Here is a 15,679-nt window from a genome sequence, read left to right on the forward strand (position 1 = left end):
GTCGCGATCGGAGGGCCGGCACTGTGACGACGTCGAACTACGCCAGCGAGCGCGAGACCGAAGAGGGCCGGGTCTTCACCGTCACCGGCGGGGACTGGGACACCATCGTCTCGGGCACCGACCCGATCAACGACGAGCGGATCGTCGTCAACATGGGTCCGCAGCACCCGTCCACGCACGGGGTGCTGCGGCTGATCCTGGAGCTGGAGGGCGAGACGGTCCGCGAGGCCCGGTCCGTCATCGGCTACCTGCACACCGGCATCGAGAAGAACCTCGAATACCGCAACTGGGTCCAGGGCTCGACGTTCGTGACCCGGATGGACTACCTGGCCCCGATCTTCAACGAGACGGCGTACGCCCTCGCGGTCGAGAAGCTGCTCGGCATCACCGACGACATCACCGAGCGGGCCACCACCATCCGCGTGCTGATGATGGAGCTCAACCGGATCTCGTCGCACCTGGTCTGGCTGGCCACCACCGGGATGGAGCTGGGCGCGATCTCGATCATGCTGTACGGCTTCCGCGAGCGGGAGTACATCCTCGACATCTTCGAGACCATCACCGGCCTGCGGATGAACCACGCGTACGTGCGGCCGGGCGGTGTGGCGCAGGACGTGCCGGACGACGCGATCGTCAAGATCCGCGAGTTCCTCAAGATGATGCCGAAGAAGCTCAAGGAGTACGAGGACCTGCTCTCCGGCCAGCCGATCTGGACCGAGCGGACGAAGAACGTCGCGGTGCTGGACGTCACCGGCTGCGTGGCTCTCGGCATCACCGGCCCGGTGCTGCGTTCCGCCGGCCTCGCCTGGGACCTGCGCAAGACCATGCCGTACTGCGGTTACGAGACGTACGAGTTCGACGTGCCGACCCACCCCGACGGTGACGTGTGGGGCCGCTACCAGGTCCGGCTCGCCGAGATCCGCGAGTCGATGAAGCTTGTCGAGCAGGCCCTGGACCGGCTCCGCCCGGGCCCGGTCATGGTCGCCGACCGCAAGATCGCGTGGCCGGCGCAGCTCGCCATCGGCGTGGACGGCATGGGCAACTCGCTGGAGCACGTCGCGAAGATCATGGGTCAGTCGATGGAGTCGCTGATCCACCACTTCAAGCTGGTGACCGAGGGCTTCCGGGTTCCGCCCGGCCAGGTGTACGTCGCCATCGAGGCGCCCCGCGGCGAGTTGGGCGTGCACGCGGTCTCCGACGGTGGCACCCGGCCGTACCGGGTGCACTACCGGGAGCCGAGCTTCGTCAACCTCCAGGCCCTCCCGGCGATGGCCGAGGGCGGCCTGATCGCCGACGTGATCGCTGGCGGTGCCTCTCTGGACCCGGTGATGGGTGGGTGTGACAGATGACGACGACTTTCACTGACGAGACCCGGGATCGGGCGCGCGAGATCATCGCCCGTTACCCGGCGGACCGGTCCCGCTCGGCGTTGCTGCCGCTGCTGCACCTGGTGCAGGCCGAGGAGGGGTACGTGTCCCCGGCCGGTGTCGCGTTCTGTGCCGAGGTGTTGGGGCTGAACAAGGCCCAGGTCGGTGCGGTGGCCACCTTCTACACGATGTACAAGCGCAAGCCGACTGGTGACTTCCTGGTCAGCGTCTGCACCAACACCATGTGCAACGTGCTCGGTGGCCAGGAGGTCTACGACACCCTGTCCGAGCACCTGGGCGTCGGGCACGACGAGACGACCGGCGACGGCACGATCACGCTGGAGCACGCCGAGTGTCTGGCGGCGTGCGACTACGGCCCGGTGATGACTGTCAACTACGACTTCTTCGACGGCGTGGATCCGTCGACGGCGGTCGGTGTGGTCGACGAGCTGCGCGCGGGTGGGCGGCCGATGCCGACCCGGGGCGCCCGGCTCTGCACGCTCAAGGAGATGGCGGTGCAGCTCGCCGGTTTCGCCGACGAGCGCGACGGCGCTGTCGCCGACGGCGACCCGGGCGAGCCGACCCTGCGCGGGCTGCGGCTGGCCCAGGAGCACGGCGTCTCGGTGCCGGGCTTCGACCCGAACACCCCGATCCGGAGCAAGGCGGAGGCGGACAAGGCCGCCGCCGAGGCGAAGGCGAAGGCGGAGGCCGCCAAGCCGGCACCCGTCGAGGCCAGCGCGGCCCCGGTCAAGGGTGGCGACGGTGCGTCCGCCCCGACGCCGGGCAACGCCGGTGCCGGCGAGCCGGCTCCCGCCGCCGCCGCGAGCGGCAGCACCGCACCGGACGTCAAGGCACCGGACGACAAGTCGCCGCAGGTGCGTACCGCCGAGACCCGGCAGCCGGACGCGGGCACGGCGGTGCCGGACGCCCCGGGCACCAGGGTCCCGACGGACGGCACCGCAGCCGAGCCGCGCGACGCGCGGTCGGCCGAGGCTGTCGGCGTGGCGGCCAACGCGCCGGCCGGCGACGGCAAGCCCGCCGGCGACGAGGCCGGGGCGCAGGAGCGCAACCTCACCGAAGCGAAGGCTGGTACGGACGCCGACGGCGTCGGTCCGGCGGACGCGAACGAAACGGGGGCCCAGAAGTGACAACTCCCCGCCCGGAGACCGTGGCCAAGCTGACGCCGGTGCTGACCAAGCGCTGGCTGTCGCCGGACGCCTGGCGCATCGGCACGTACGAGCAGCTCGACGGTTACGCCGCCCTGCGCAAGGCACTGAAGGCCCACCCGGACGACCTGATCCAGTTGATCAAGGACTCCGGGCTGCGGGGCCGGGGTGGCGCGGGCTTCCCGACCGGTCTCAAGTGGGGCTTCATCCCGCAGGGCGACGGCAAGCCGCACTACCTGGTGGTCAACGCCGACGAGGGCGAGCCGGGCACCTGCAAGGATCTGCCGCTGATGACCCATGACCCGCACGCGCTGGTCGAGGGCGTGATCATCGCGTCGTACGCGATCCGGGCCAGCCGCGCCTACATCTACATCCGGGGCGAGGCGGTGCACGCCGCACGTCGGCTGCGCAACGCCGTCCAGGAGGCGTACGACAAGGGCTACCTGGGCCGCAACATCCTGCGCAGCGGCTACGACCTGGAGCTGGTGGTGCACTCCGGCGCCGGGGCGTACATCTGCGGCGAGGAGACGGCACTACTGGACTCACTGGAGGGGTTCCGGGGCCAGCCTCGGCTGCGCCCGCCGTTCCCGGCCACCCACGGCCTGTACGCCAGCCCGACGGTGGTCAACAACGTCGGCACCATCGCCAGCGTGCCGCCGATCGTGCTCGGTGGCGCCGACTGGTGGAAGAGCATGGGCACCGAGAAGTCCTCCGGGCCGATGATCTACTCGCTGTCCGGTCGGATCGTCAACCCGGGCCAGTACGAGTGCTCGATGGGCATCACGCTGCGCGAGCTGCTGGAGCTGGCCGGCGGGATGCAGCCCGGCCACAACCTGCGGTTCTGGACCCCGGGCGGCTCGTCGACCCCGCTGCTCGCCGCCGAGCACCTGGACGTGCCACTGGACTTCGAGGGGGTGGCGGCGGCCGGCTCGATCCTCGGCACCACGGCCACCCAGATCTTCTCCGACCAGGACTGCCCGGTCTACGCGACGTACCGGTGGTTGGAGTTCTACCACCACGAGTCGTGCGGCAAGTGCACCCCGTGCCGCGAGGGCAACTACTGGATGGTCCGGGTCTACCGGCGGATCCTCGCCGGCCAGGGCACCCACGAGGACCTGGACACCCTGCTGGACACCTGCGACAACATCCTGGGCCGCTCGTTCTGCGGTCTGGGTGACGGCGCGACCAGCTCGGTGACCTCGTCTCTGAAGTATTTCAAGCAGGACTACCTCGACTACATCGAGGGACGTACCGCGCCGAAGCTGTCGGACAAGCAGCTGGTGGGAGCCCACTAATGACCGACGTAGCCAAGCAGACCGAGACCGTCACGCTCACCATCGACGGCGTCGAGGTCACCGCCCCCAAGGGGACGCTGCTGATCCGGGCCGCCGAGCAGATCGGCACCGAGATCCCCCGGTTCTGCGACCACCCGCTGCTGGCCCCGGCCGGCGCGTGCCGGCAGTGCCTGGTCGAGGTGGAGGGCCAGCGCAAGCCGGTGGCCTCCTGCACCCAGACCGTCGCCGACGGCATGGTGGTCCGCACCCAGCTCACCTCGCCGGTCGCCAAGAAGGCGCAGGAGGGGGTGATGGAGCTGCTGCTGCTCAACCACCCACTGGACTGCCCGATGTGTGACAAGGGCGGCGAGTGCCCCCTCCAGAACCAGGCGATGTCCACCGGCCGCACCGACTCGCGCTTCCACGAGCACAAGCGGGAGTACGAGAAGCCGATGGCGATCAGCAGCCAGGTGCTGCTGGACCGCGAGCGCTGTGTCCTCTGTCAGCGGTGCACCCGGTTCTCCGAGGAGATCGCCGGCGACAAGTTCATCGACCTGATGGGCCGGTCGTCCGCCGAGGAGATCAACATCTACCGGGACGACGCGTACGGCGAGGAGGGCAACGCCGGCGACGTGCCGTTCAACTCCTACTTCTCCGGCAACACCGTGCAGATCTGCCCGGTGGGTGCGCTGACCGGTGCGCAGTACCGGTTCCGGGCCCGCCCGTTCGACCTGGTCTCCAGCCCGAGCGTCTGCGAGCACTGCTCGGCCGGCTGCGGGCAGCGCACCGACTGGCGACGCGGCAAGGTGCTGCGCCGGCTGGCCGGCGACGAGCCGCAGGTCAACGAGGAGTGGAACTGCGACAAGGGCCGGTGGGGTTTCCAGTACACCCGGGCCACCGACCGGCTGACCACTCCGCTGGTGCGCGACGAGCGCACCGGTGAGCTGCGCGAGGCGTCCTGGAGCGAGGCGCTCACCGTGGCCGCCGAGGGGCTGCACGCCGCTCGGGAGGGCGGGCAGGGCACCGCGGTGCTCACCGGTGGTCGGCTGACCGTCGAGGACGCGTACGCGTACGCGAAGTTCGCCCGGGTCGCGTTGAACACCAACGACATCGACTTCCGGGCCCGGCCGGTCTCCCGCGAGGAGGCCGACTTCCTGGCCAGCTCGGTCGCCGGGGTCACCGACGTCACCTACACCGACGTGGAGAACGCGCCGGCGGTGGTGCTCGTCGGCCTGGAGCCGGAGGAGGAGTGCCCGATCCTCTTCCTGCGGCTGCGCAAGGCGTACCTGAAGAAGACCCTGACGGTGTACGCGCTGGCGCCGTTCGCCACCCGCGGCCTGGAGAAGCTCGGCGCCAAGCTGGCCCGGGTCGTGCCGGGCGAGGAGGCCAGCGTGCTCGCCGAGCACGCCACTGTCGCCGAGGCGCTGAGCGCACCCGGCGCGATCCTGATCGTCGGCGAGCGGTTGGCGAGTGTGCCGGGCGGGCTCTCCGCGGCGGCGGACGTGGCCCGGCGTACCGGCGCGAAGCTGGCCTGGGTGCCGCGGCGCGCGGGTGACCGCGGCGCTGTCGACGCGGGCTGCCTGCCCAACCTGCTCCCCGGTGGCCGGCTGGTCACCGAGCCGGCCGCGCGGGCCGAGCTGGGTGAGGCGTGGGACATCCCGGCCGGGGTGATCCCGAGCCAGGCCGGTCGCGACACCGACGGCATCCTGACCGCCGCTGCCAACGGGCAGCTCGGCGCCCTGGTCGTCGGCGGTGTCGACCCGGCCGACCTGGCCGACCCGCGACTTGCCGAGTCCGCCCTGGACGCGGTGCCGTTCCTGGTCAGCCTGGAGCTGCGCCCCACCGCGGTGACCCGGCGGGCGAACGTGGTGCTGCCGATCGCCCCGGTGGCCGAGAAGGCCGGTAGCTTCCTGGACTGGGAGGGTCGGCTGCGCCCGTTCGAGGCGGTGCTGACCACCGCCGCGATGACCGATGGTCGGGTGCTCGACGCGCTGGCCGCGCTGCTCGACGTGCGGCTCGGCACCGCGGACGTGCCGAGCGTGCGTCGCGAGCTGGGCGGGCTGCCGGCGACGCGGACGACTCGGCCGTCCGCGCCGTCTGTTGAGCCGGGCCGGGTGCCGCACCCGGGCGCCGGGGAGGCCGTGTTGGCGACCTGGCACCAACTTGTGGACCTCGGCAGTCTGACCGAGGGTGACGAGAACCTCGCCGGCACCGCTCGCCCGCCGGTGGTCCGGCTGGGCAAGGGCACCGCCGACGCACTCGGTGTCGCCGACGGCGACGCGGTCACGGTCGGCACGGACCGGGGGGCGCTGACCCTGCCGGCCGAGCTCACCGAAATGCCGGACGGCGTCGTCTGGCTGCCGACCAACTCACCGGGATCGACAGTGCGACGCAGCCTCGGGGCGACGTCCGGCGCGGTCGTCCGGATCTCCGTCCCCGCGGCGAGTCCGGCCATCCCGGCCGGGCGCGCGGCGGCCGACGAGACCGGTTTCCCGGGTCCGCTCCTCAACTCCGGGGGTAACCAGTGACTTCGTCAATCCTGGCCCAGGATCCGACGCTTGCCGACTTCGGTCGGGATCCGTGGTGGCTGGTTCTCGGCAAGATCGTCTTCGCGTTCGCCTTCGGTCTGTTGGCCACCCTGCTCGGCGTCTGGTTCGAGCGGCGTGTGGTCGGCTACATGCAGGTGCGGCCCGGCCCCAACCAGGTCGGCCCGTTCGGGCTGCTCCAGACCCTCGCCGACGGCCTGAAGATGGCCTTCAAGGAGGACATCCTCCCGAAGGCGGCCGACAAGGTCGTCTACTTCTTCGCCCCGACCATCTCGGTGATCTGCGCGGTCACCGCCCTGTCGGTGGTGCCGTTCGGCCCGATGGTGAGCATCTTCGGCCACCACACGCCGTTGCAGGTCACCGACGTGCCGGTGGCGGTGCTGCTGCTGCTGGCCTGTTCGTCGATGGGCGTCTACGGCATCGTGCTGGGTGGTTGGGCCTCCGGCTCGACGTACCCGCTCCTCGGCGGTCTGCGGTCGAGCGCCCAGATGATCTCCTACGAGGTCGCCATGGGCCTGAGCATCGTGGCGGTCTTCATGACCGCCGGCACGATGAGCACCAGCGGGATCGTCGCCGCTCAGGGCGACGCCACCCGGCTGACCATCTTCGGCACCGAGATCCCGGCACCGGGCTGGTACGCGATCCTGCTGCTGCCCAGCTTCGTCATCTTCTTCATCGCCACGGTCGGTGAGACCAACCGGGCGCCGTTCGACCTGCCCGAGGCCGAGTCCGAGCTGGTCGCGGGCTTCATGACGGAGTACAGCTCGCTGAAGTTCGCGCTCTTCATGCTCAGCGAGTACGTCGCCATGGTGACCATGTCCGCGGTCACCACCACGCTGTTCCTCGGCGGTTGGCGCGCACCGTGGCCGATCACGTTGTGGGAGGGCGCCAACTCCGGTTGGTGGCCGATGCTCTGGTTCTTCGGCAAGGTGATCGCGCTGGTCTTCGTCTTCGTGTGGCTGCGCGGCACGCTGCCCCGGCTGCGCTACGACCAGTTCATGCGCCTCGGTTGGAAGGTGCTGCTGCCGATCAACCTGGTCTGGATCCTGGTCCTGTCGGGCCTGCGGTCCATCGAGGACTGGGACTCGCGCGGCAAGGTCATCGCCGTCGGCGTTCCGGCCGGCATCCTGCTGCTCGTCACGATCTTCTGGCCCAGCCGGCGTCCGAAGGTGAAGCCGACGACGCAGGAGCAGGTCGACAACCGGCCGTACGGGAGCTTCCCGCTGCCGCCGATGGATCTTCAGGTACCACCGAGCCCGCGCATCACGCGCGTGGTCGCCGAGCGGGAGCCGGCCAACATCGTTGCCGGCTCGGACTCCAGGGAGGTGTGACGTGGGCGCGATCACCGGAACGTTCAAGGGATTCGGTGTCACCTTCTCGCACATGTTCAGGAAGGTCGTCACCACCGACTACCCGTTCAAGCCGCCGGTGTCGGCGCCGCGCTACCACGGGCGGCACATCCTCAACCGGCACCCGGACGGCCTGGAGAAGTGCATCGGCTGCGAGCTGTGCGCGTGGGCCTGCCCGGCGGACGCGATCTACGTCGAGGGTGGCGACAACACCGACGAGCAGCGCTTCTCGCCGGGTGAGCGGTACGCCAGCATCTACCAGATCAACTACGCCCGGTGCATCTTCTGCGGGCTGTGCATCGAGGCCTGCCCGACCCGGTCGCTCACCATGAGCAACGAGTACGAGCTGGCCCGGGACAACCGGCAGGACCTGATCTTCACCAAGGAGCAGCTGCTCGCGCCACTGCTTGAGGGCATGGAGCAGCCGCCGCACCCGATGCGGCTGGGTGACAGCGAGAAGGACTACTACGTCGGCGCGTTGGACAACCCGGGCACCTCCGCCGGTGCGGAGACGTCCCCGATGGGCCCCGGCCGCTACCGGGTCGAGGAGCACCCCGGCGTGACGTTCCCGGGCGCCGAGCAGGCCGCCCAGCGCGTCGCGGCCGGCAAGGGAGAGGGAGAATGACCACGTCTACGGTGCTCGCCGCCGCCGGTTCGGTCTCCGGCGGCGAGGCGGTCACCTTCTGGATCCTCGCCCCGCTCGCGCTGATCGGCGGGATCGGGATGGTGGCCGCGCGCAACGCCGTGCACTCGGCGCTGTGGCTGGTGCTGACAATGCTCTGTCTGGGCGTGTTCTACGTGCTCCAGGCCGGGCCGTTCATCGGCATGGTGCAGATCATCGTCTACACCGGCGCGATCATGATGCTCTTCCTGTTCGTGCTGATGCTCGTCGGTCGCGACTCCACCGACTCGCTGATCGAGACGCTGCGCGGCCAGCGGGTCGCCGCGATCGTGCTCGGCCTGGGCTTCGCCGGCCTGGTCGGCACCGGTCTCTACCAGGCACTGGACCGGACCAACGCGGTCGGCCTGGAGCAGGCCAACACCGAGGGCAACGTGCAGGGCATCGCCCGGCTGCTGTTCACCAAGTACGTCTTCGCGTTCGAGCTGACCTCGGCCCTGCTGATCACCGCGGCGGTCGGTGCCATGGTGCTGGCCCACGTCGAGCGGCGTAAGCAGGACAAGGTCGACCAGGTGTCGACAATGAAGGCACGCTTCGCCCCGGGCAACTACCCCGGTCCGAAGCCGGGGCCGGGCGTCTTCGCGACCTCCTCGTCGGTGGCCACTCCGGCACGGTTGCCCGACGGCCGCCTGACCGACCGCAGCACCCCGGCGATCCTTCCGCAGCGTGAGCTGACCGCCGAGGAGACCTCGCTGAAGGGTACGGACAAGTAATGGGATCGTTCTTCTCGGTCGAGCCGACCTACTACCTCGTGCTCGCCGTGGTGCTGTTCACCATCGGCGCCGCCGGGGTGCTGATCCGGCGCAACGCGATAGTGCTGTTCATGTGCGTGGAGCTGATGCTCAACGCGGCCAACCTGACGCTGGTCACCTTCAGCCGGATCAACGGTGACCTCAACGGCCAGATCATGGCGTTCTTCGTGATGGTGGTGGCGGCGGCCGAGGTCGTGGTCGGGCTCGCGATCATCATGTCCATCTTCCGGACGCGACGCTCGGCGAGCGTCGACGACGCCAACCTGCTCAAGTACTAGAGGGGTCCACCGGTGGAAGAGACTGTGGAATACGCCCAGGCCACGGGGCTGCTCGGGGGCGTCTGGCTGCTGGTGGCGATCCCGCTGCTCAGCGCGGCCATCCTGCTGCTGCTCGGCCGCCGGGCCGACCGCTGGGGGCACTGGTTGGGCGTCGCCGCCATCGGCGCCGCGTTCGTGCTCGGCCTGAGCTTCTTCTTCCAGCTGCGTGGCCTGGAGAACAAGTCGGTCGAGCTGAGCCTCTGGGACTTCATCGCGGTCGGTGACCTGCGCGTCGACTTCGGCCTGCTGTTCGACCCGCTGGCCGCGGTCTTCGTACTGCTGATCACCGGGGTGGGCTTCCTGATCCACCTGTACGCGGTGGAGTACATGGCGCACGACGGGGGTCGTCGCCGGTTCTTCGCGTACTTCAACCTGTTCGTCGCGGCGATGCTGCTGCTGGTGCTCGGCAACAACTACGTGATGCTGTACTTCGGCTGGGAGGGCGTCGGTCTGGCGTCGTACCTGCTGATCTCCTTCTGGACCGAGCGGCCGAGCGCGGCCACCGCCGGCAAGAAGGCGTTCCTGATGAACCGGGTCGGCGACGCCGGCCTGGCCATCGGCATCTTCATCATGTTCGCCACCCTGGGCACCACCCAGTACGACGAGGTGTTCAACGGTGTCGGTTCGCTGACCGGCACCACAGTGCTGGTCCTCGGTCTGTTGCTGCTGCTCGGCGCGGCCGGCAAGTCCGGTCAGTTCCCCCTCCAGGCGTGGCTGCCGGACGCGATGGAGGGCCCCACCCCGGTGTCGGCGCTCATCCACGCGGCGACCATGGTCACCGCGGGCGTCTACCTGATCGCCCGTTCCAACCCGGTCTTCTCCGCCAACTCGACGCTCCAGCTCGTGGTGGTCAGCGTCGGCGCGCTCACCCTGCTGATGGGCTGCGTCATCGGCGCGGCCAAGGACGACATCAAGCGGGTGCTCGCCTGGTCGACGGTGAGCCAGATCGGCTACATGTTCCTCGGCGTCGGCCTCGGCGGCGGGGCGTACGCGCTGGCCATCGTGCACCTGCTCGCGCACGGGTTCTTCAAGGCCAACATGTTCCTGGGCGCCGGTTCGGTGATGCACGGGATGAAGGACCAGGTCGACATCCGCCGCTTCGGCGGGCTGTCGACGTACATGAAGGTCACCTGGTTGACCTTCATGATGGGCTGGCTGGCCATCATCGGCATGTTTCCGTTCTCCGGCTTCTTCTCCAAGGAGCCGATCATCGTGGCCGCCTTCGAGCGGGAGGACTGGACCGCCTGGCTCTTCGGCGGGGCGGCGCTGCTCGGCGCGGGGCTCACCGCCTTCTACATGACCCGGCTGTTCGTGCTCACCTTCCACGGGCCGAAGCGGTGGACCGAGGACATCGAGCACCCGCACGAGTCGCCGAGGCTGATGACCATCCCGCTGATCCTGCTGGGGGCCGGTTCCGTCGGCGCCGGTTTCCTGCTCTCCACGTCGGTGCCCGACTGGTTGACGGCGACCGCCGGGCTCGGTGGCGAGCACGCGGAGCACGAGGCGGTCCTCTCGCACGCCGTGATCACCACGCTCTCGCTGCTGGTGACAGTGCTCGGCGCGGGCCTGGCCTGGTTCCTGTTCCGGGCCGGCACGGCCACCGCGCCGCAGCCGGCCGGGGTCCTGGTCACCGCCGCCCGGCGCAACCTGTACGCGGACGCGGTCAACGAGGCGATCTTCGAGAAGCCGGGCATCTTCCTCACCCGGGCGCTCGTCTACCTCGACAACCGGGGCATCGACGGGCTGGTCAACGGGCTCGCCGCCGCGGTCGGCGGTGGCTCGGGTCGGCTCCGGCGGATGCAGACCGGCTTCGTCCGCTCGTACGCCACCTCGATCCTCGCCGGTGCGCTGCTGGTGATGGCGGCGTTCCTGGCGGTGCAGGCGGGGTGGTTGGCGTGATCGACCGCAATACGCCCGCCCCCGCCGGCGGACCACGCATCCACGACGGAGGTAAGGCCGCATAATGTCCAACTTCCCGTTCCTCTCGGTGCTCACCGTGGCGCCACTGGTGGGCGCCCTGGTGGTGGCCTTCCTGCCGCGCCATCGGCCGGAGCTGGCCAAGCAGGTGGCGTTCGTCTGGTCGCTGCTGGTGCTGGTGCTCTCGGTGGTGATGTGGGTCAGCTTCAAGGCCGGCGGTGACCGGTTCCAGTTCCGCGAGTCGTACTCGTGGATCCCGGACTGGGGTGTCAGCTTCACCTTCGCCGCCGACGGCATCGCGCTGGTGATGCTGATGCTGATCGCGGTGCTGGTGCCGCTGGTGATCCTGGCGTCCTGGCACGACGCCGAGTCCTCAAAGCGGTCGGTGCCCGTCTACTTCGCGCTGCTGCTGGTCCTCGAGTGCACGATGATCGGTGTCTTCGCGGCCGCCGACGTCTTCCTGTTCTACGTGTTCTTCGAGGTCATGCTGGTTCCGATGTACTTCCTGATCGGCAGCTACGGCGGCCACCAGCGGCAGTACGCGGCGGTGAAGTTCTTCCTCTACTCGCTCGTCGGTGGTCTGTTCATGCTGGCCGCCGTGATCGGGCTGTGGGTGGTCGGTGGCAAGACGTTCGACTGGCAGGCGCTGTCGGAGGTCGACATCAGCACCGGCACCGAGCGGTGGCTGTTCCTCGGCTTCTTCCTCGCGTTCGCCATCAAGGCGCCGTTCTTCCCGTTCCACACCTGGTTGCCGGACGCCGGTGGCGCGGCCCCGGCGGGTGCCGCGGCGCTGCTGGTCGGTGTGCTGGACAAGGTCGGCACGTTCGGCATCCTGCGCTACTGCCTGCCGCTGTTCCCCGAGGCGTCGAAGTGGTTCGCGCCGTGGGCGCTGGCGCTGGGCGTGATCGGCATCGTCTACGCCGCGCTGCTGGCGGTCGGCCAGAACGACCTCAAGCGGCTGGTGTCGTACACCTCGATCGCGCACTTCGGTTTCATCGGGGTGGGCATCTTCGCCTTCACCACCCAGGCCGGCACCGGCGCGGTGCTCTACATGCTCAACCACGGTCTGGCGACCGGACTGCTGTTCCTGGTCGTGGGCATGCTCATCTCCCGGCGTGGTTCGGCGCTGATCAGCGACTTCGGCGGTGCGGGCAAGCTGGTCCCGGTGCTCGCCGGGGTGCTCTTCTTCGCCGGTCTCGCCTCGCTCGCGCTGCCCGGTACGGCACCGTTCATCTCCGAGTTCCTGGTGCTGATCGGCACCTTCACGGTGAACAAGCCGGTCGCGATCATCGCCACGCTCGGCATCATCCTGGCCGCCGCGTACGTGCTGTGGATGGTGCAGCGCACCACCCAGGGCACCCTCAACCCGACGCTCACCGAGGTCGACGGCATGCGCCGGGACCTCAACCTGCGCGAGAAGGTCGTCGTCGCTCCACTGATCGCACTGATCGTGCTGCTCGGCTTCTTCCCCAAGCCGGTCACTGACGTGATCAACCCGGCCGTCCAGGCGACAATGGACGACATCGGCAGAACCGACCCGGCCCCGTCGGTGGGCACCGTCCAGGAGGCGGCAAAGTGACCGATTTCGAACTGCCGTCGCTCGACTACGCGGCACTCTCCCCGATCCTGATCATGCTGGGCACCGCTCTGCTCGGCGTGCTGGTCGAGGCCTTCGTGCCCCGGCGCTCGCGGCACGTTGTGCAGTTGACGCTCGCGCTGGTGGCGGTGCTCGCGGCGTTGACCATGGTGGTGCTCAACGCCGACGAGCGGATGATCACCGCGGGGCAGGCCATCGCGGTGGACGGTCCGACGCTGTTCCTCCAGGGCGCGATCCTGGTGCTGGCCGCGATGGCGCTGCTGCTGATCGGTGACCGCTCTGTCGAACTGGGCGGGGCGTTCGTCGCCCAGGCCGCGGTGACCGCCGAGTCGGCCGACGACCGGCGGCAGGCCGAGGGGCGCAACGGTCTCACCGAGATCTACCCGCTCACCACGTTCGCCATCGGCGGCATGCTGATCTTCGTGGCGGCGAACGACCTGCTGACCATGTTCATCGCGCTGGAAGTCTTCTCCCTGCCGCTCTACCTGCTCTGCGCGCTGGCCCGTCGCCGTCGCCTGCTGAGCCAGGAGGCGGCGATGAAGTACTTCCTGCTCGGCGCGTACGCCTCCGCCTTCTTCCTGTTCGGCGTGGCCCTGATCTACGGCTTCACCGCCGGGATGCCGGGCCGGGTGGCCGGCGTCGACTTCGCCACCATCAACGCGGCGGTGAGCGAGTCTCCGGCCAGCCAGGTGCTGCTCTTCGCCGGCATGGCGCTGCTCGCCATCGGCCTGCTCTTCAAGGCCGCGGCGGCACCGTTCCACGTGTGGACCCCGGACGTCTACCAGGGTGCGCCGACCCCGGTCACCGGCTTCATGGCGGCCTGCACCAAGGTCGCCGCGTTCGGTGCCCTGCTGCGTGTCTTCCACGTCGCGTTCGCCGACGCCACCTGGGACTTCACCCCGGTCCTCGGCGTGGTGGCGGTGCTGACCATGCTGATCGGCGCGGTGCTCGCGGTCACCCAGACCGACATCAAGCGGCTGCTCGCGTACTCCTCGATCGCCAACGCCGGCTACCTGCTCGTCGGAGTGCTGGCGCCGAGCCGCGACGGGCTCGCCGGCACGATGTTCTACCTGGTCGCGTACGGCTTCTCGGTGCTTGCCGCGTTCGCGGTGGTGACCCTGGTGCGCGACGCCGACGGGGAGGCCACCCACCTGTCCCGCTGGGCCGGGCTGGGTCGCCGCTCGCCGTTCTTCGCCGCCCTGTTCACCTTCATCCTGCTGGCCTTCGCCGGTATCCCGCTGACCAGCGGCTTCATGAGCAAGTTCGCGGTCTTCGGGCCGGCGCTGGAGGGTGGGCAGACCTGGCTGGTGATCGCCGGTGTGCTGACCAGCATGGTGCTGGCGTTCCCGTACCTGCGGGTCGTGGTGATGATGTGGCTCTCCGAGCCGGGCGAGTCCACCCCGACGGTCACGGTGCCCGGCGGGCTCACCTCCGCGGCGCTGATGATCGGTGTGCTGGCGACCCTGGTGCTGGGCATCGCCCCGGCGCCGCTGCTCGAACTGGCCACCGGAGCTGCCGAATTCGTTCGATGACCGAGGGATCGACTACCGGGGGTTGGCGCGTGTTCACGTGCCGGCCCCCGGTGCGTATCCCCGGCCCGGAGCAGGTAGAACGGGTGTGGCATGGTTGATAGCGTGGTGAATCCGGCGGGCGAGCGTTCAGGTTCCTCCGGCTCCGGCGGTCGGCGGGGTCGGGCGAGCACGAGTCAGTTCGGTGCGCTCGGCCTGCACCTCGCCGATCCCCGCGTCGAGGCCTCCGTGCTCGGCGTGCTGGACACGGTCGAGGTCGAGCTGCGGGCCAGTGTGTCAAGTGCCGACCCGTTCGTCAGCGAGGCTGCCCGGCACCTCCTGGAAGCCGGCGGAAAGCGTTTCCGGCCGCTGCTGGTGGCGCTCGGCGCACAGTTCGGTGACCCCGACGCCCCGCAGGTGGTCCCGGCCGCCGTGGTGATGGAGCTCACTCACCTCGCCACGCTCTACCACGACGACGTGATGGACGAGGCCGCCGTGCGCCGGGGTGCGCCGAGTGCCAACTCCCGCTGGACCAACTCGGTCGCCATCCTGGTCGGCGACTACCTCTTCGCCCGGGCGGCGGACATCGCCGCCGATCTGGGCCCCGAGGCGGTCCGGTTGCAGGCACGCACCTTCGCCCGGCTGGTGCACGGTCAGATCGCGGAGACCGTCGGTCCGCGCGCCGACGACGACCCGGTGGCCCACTACCTGCACGTGATCGCCGAGAAGACCGGCTCGCTCATCGCGACGTCGGCCCGGTTCGGCGGGATGTTCGGTGGCGCACCGGCGGAGCACGTCGACGCCCTCGCCGGGTACGGCGAGACGATCGGCGTCGCCTTCCAGCTCTCCGACGACCTGTTGGACATCGCCTCCGAGTCGGGGCAGTCGGGCAAGACCCCCGGTACGGATCTGCGCGAGGGCGTCCCGACGTTGCCGGTGCTCTACGCGCGCGCGGCGGACGACGCCGACGCGTCCTCGGTGCGTCTGCGGGAGATCCTGGCGACCGGCCCACTGACCGACGACGCGCTGCACACGGAGGCGTTGGGGTTGCTGCGGGAGAGCCCGGCCCTCAAGCGGGCCCGGGAGACCGTCCGCAGTTACGCCGAGGACGCCCGCGCGCGGTTGGCCCCGCTCCCGCAGGGCCCGTCCCGCCAGGCCCTCGAATCCCTCTGCGACTACATAGCCGACCGAACCAGCTAACCCCCCC

12 protein-coding genes are annotated in these 15,679 nt (G+C 69.7%); all 12 read left to right on the forward strand.

All coding sequences use genetic code 11. The annotated features are described in order from the left end of the window. Positions 1-23: 23 nt before the first annotated feature. The 12 genes from AB0A95_RS20845 to AB0A95_RS20900 all read left to right on the forward strand — a co-directional run bounded on the left by AB0A95_RS20845 (position 24) and on the right by AB0A95_RS20900 (position 15,672). Positions 24-1,349: an NADH-quinone oxidoreductase subunit D gene (locus AB0A95_RS20845; RefSeq protein ID WP_357557415.1), complete on the forward strand. Its 1,326-nt coding sequence runs from the start codon at positions 24-26 to the stop codon at positions 1,347-1,349. Then, positions 1,346-2,515, forward strand: a complete 1,170-nt coding sequence (nuoE, locus tag AB0A95_RS20850) for an NADH-quinone oxidoreductase subunit NuoE (protein ID WP_357557416.1) — start codon at positions 1,346-1,348, stop codon at positions 2,513-2,515. Before AB0A95_RS20845 ends, nuoE begins: the two co-directional genes overlap by 4 nt. Beyond that, positions 2,512-3,828 (forward strand): NADH-quinone oxidoreductase subunit NuoF, encoded by a 1,317-nt coding sequence (gene nuoF, locus AB0A95_RS20855; RefSeq protein ID WP_357557417.1) that lies wholly within the window; start codon positions 2,512-2,514, stop codon positions 3,826-3,828. The genes nuoE and nuoF overlap by 4 nt, the downstream gene beginning before the upstream one ends. After that, positions 3,828-6,335, forward strand: a complete 2,508-nt coding sequence (locus tag AB0A95_RS20860) for an NADH-quinone oxidoreductase subunit G (RefSeq protein ID WP_357557418.1) — start codon at positions 3,828-3,830, stop codon at positions 6,333-6,335. Before nuoF ends, AB0A95_RS20860 begins: the two co-directional genes overlap by 1 nt. Then, complete coding sequence (gene nuoH / locus AB0A95_RS20865; protein WP_357557419.1) at positions 6,332-7,684, forward strand: NADH-quinone oxidoreductase subunit NuoH; 1,353 nt, start codon at positions 6,332-6,334, stop codon at positions 7,682-7,684. The genes AB0A95_RS20860 and nuoH overlap by 4 nt, the downstream gene beginning before the upstream one ends. Position 7,685: 1 nt before the next feature. Next, positions 7,686-8,327: an NADH-quinone oxidoreductase subunit NuoI gene (gene nuoI / locus AB0A95_RS20870; protein ID WP_357557420.1), complete on the forward strand. Its 642-nt coding sequence runs from the start codon at positions 7,686-7,688 to the stop codon at positions 8,325-8,327. Then, positions 8,324-9,094 (forward strand): NADH-quinone oxidoreductase subunit J, encoded by a 771-nt coding sequence (locus tag AB0A95_RS20875; protein ID WP_357557421.1) that lies wholly within the window; start codon positions 8,324-8,326, stop codon positions 9,092-9,094. The genes nuoI and AB0A95_RS20875 overlap by 4 nt, the downstream gene beginning before the upstream one ends. Then, positions 9,094-9,411: an NADH-quinone oxidoreductase subunit NuoK gene (gene nuoK / locus AB0A95_RS20880; RefSeq protein ID WP_357068620.1), complete on the forward strand. Its 318-nt coding sequence runs from the start codon at positions 9,094-9,096 to the stop codon at positions 9,409-9,411. Before AB0A95_RS20875 ends, nuoK begins: the two co-directional genes overlap by 1 nt. 12 nt (positions 9,412-9,423) lie before the next feature. Then, positions 9,424-11,349, forward strand: a complete 1,926-nt coding sequence (gene nuoL, locus AB0A95_RS20885; RefSeq protein WP_357557422.1) for an NADH-quinone oxidoreductase subunit L — start codon at positions 9,424-9,426, stop codon at positions 11,347-11,349. Positions 11,350-11,413: 64 nt separating this feature from the next. Further along, on the forward strand, positions 11,414-12,946 hold the full coding sequence (locus AB0A95_RS20890; RefSeq protein ID WP_357557423.1) for an NADH-quinone oxidoreductase subunit M: 1,533 nt from the start codon (positions 11,414-11,416) through the stop codon (positions 12,944-12,946). After that, positions 12,943-14,496, forward strand: coding sequence for an NADH-quinone oxidoreductase subunit NuoN (nuoN, locus tag AB0A95_RS20895; RefSeq protein WP_357557424.1), 1,554 nt, complete (start codon positions 12,943-12,945; stop codon positions 14,494-14,496). Before AB0A95_RS20890 ends, nuoN begins: the two co-directional genes overlap by 4 nt. A gap of 90 nt (positions 14,497-14,586) precedes the next feature. After that, on the forward strand, positions 14,587-15,672 hold the full coding sequence (locus AB0A95_RS20900; protein WP_357557425.1) for a polyprenyl synthetase family protein: 1,086 nt from the start codon (positions 14,587-14,589) through the stop codon (positions 15,670-15,672). The last annotated feature ends 7 nt before the right edge of the window (positions 15,673-15,679 follow it).

This window comes from Micromonospora sp. NPDC049230 (assembly GCF_040647875.1).
Lineage (GTDB): Bacteria > Actinomycetota > Actinomycetes > Mycobacteriales > Micromonosporaceae > Micromonospora.

Bases quoted from the DNA above. Each gene is read 5' to 3' on its own strand.
- nuoE (WP_357557416.1), top strand. From the start codon at position 1,346: ATGACGACGACTTTCACTGACGAGACCCGGGATCGGGCGCGCGAGATC.
- AB0A95_RS20860 (WP_357557418.1), top strand. From the start codon at position 3,828: ATGACCGACGTAGCCAAGCAGACCGAGACCGTCACGCTCACCATCGAC.
- AB0A95_RS20875 (WP_357557421.1), top strand. From the start codon at position 8,324: ATGACCACGTCTACGGTGCTCGCCGCCGCCGGTTCGGTCTCCGGCGGC.
- nuoK (WP_357068620.1), top strand. From the start codon at position 9,094: ATGGGATCGTTCTTCTCGGTCGAGCCGACCTACTACCTCGTGCTCGCC.
- AB0A95_RS20890 (WP_357557423.1), top strand. From the start codon at position 11,414: ATGTCCAACTTCCCGTTCCTCTCGGTGCTCACCGTGGCGCCACTGGTG.
- AB0A95_RS20900 (WP_357557425.1), top strand. From the start codon at position 14,587: ATGGTTGATAGCGTGGTGAATCCGGCGGGCGAGCGTTCAGGTTCCTCC.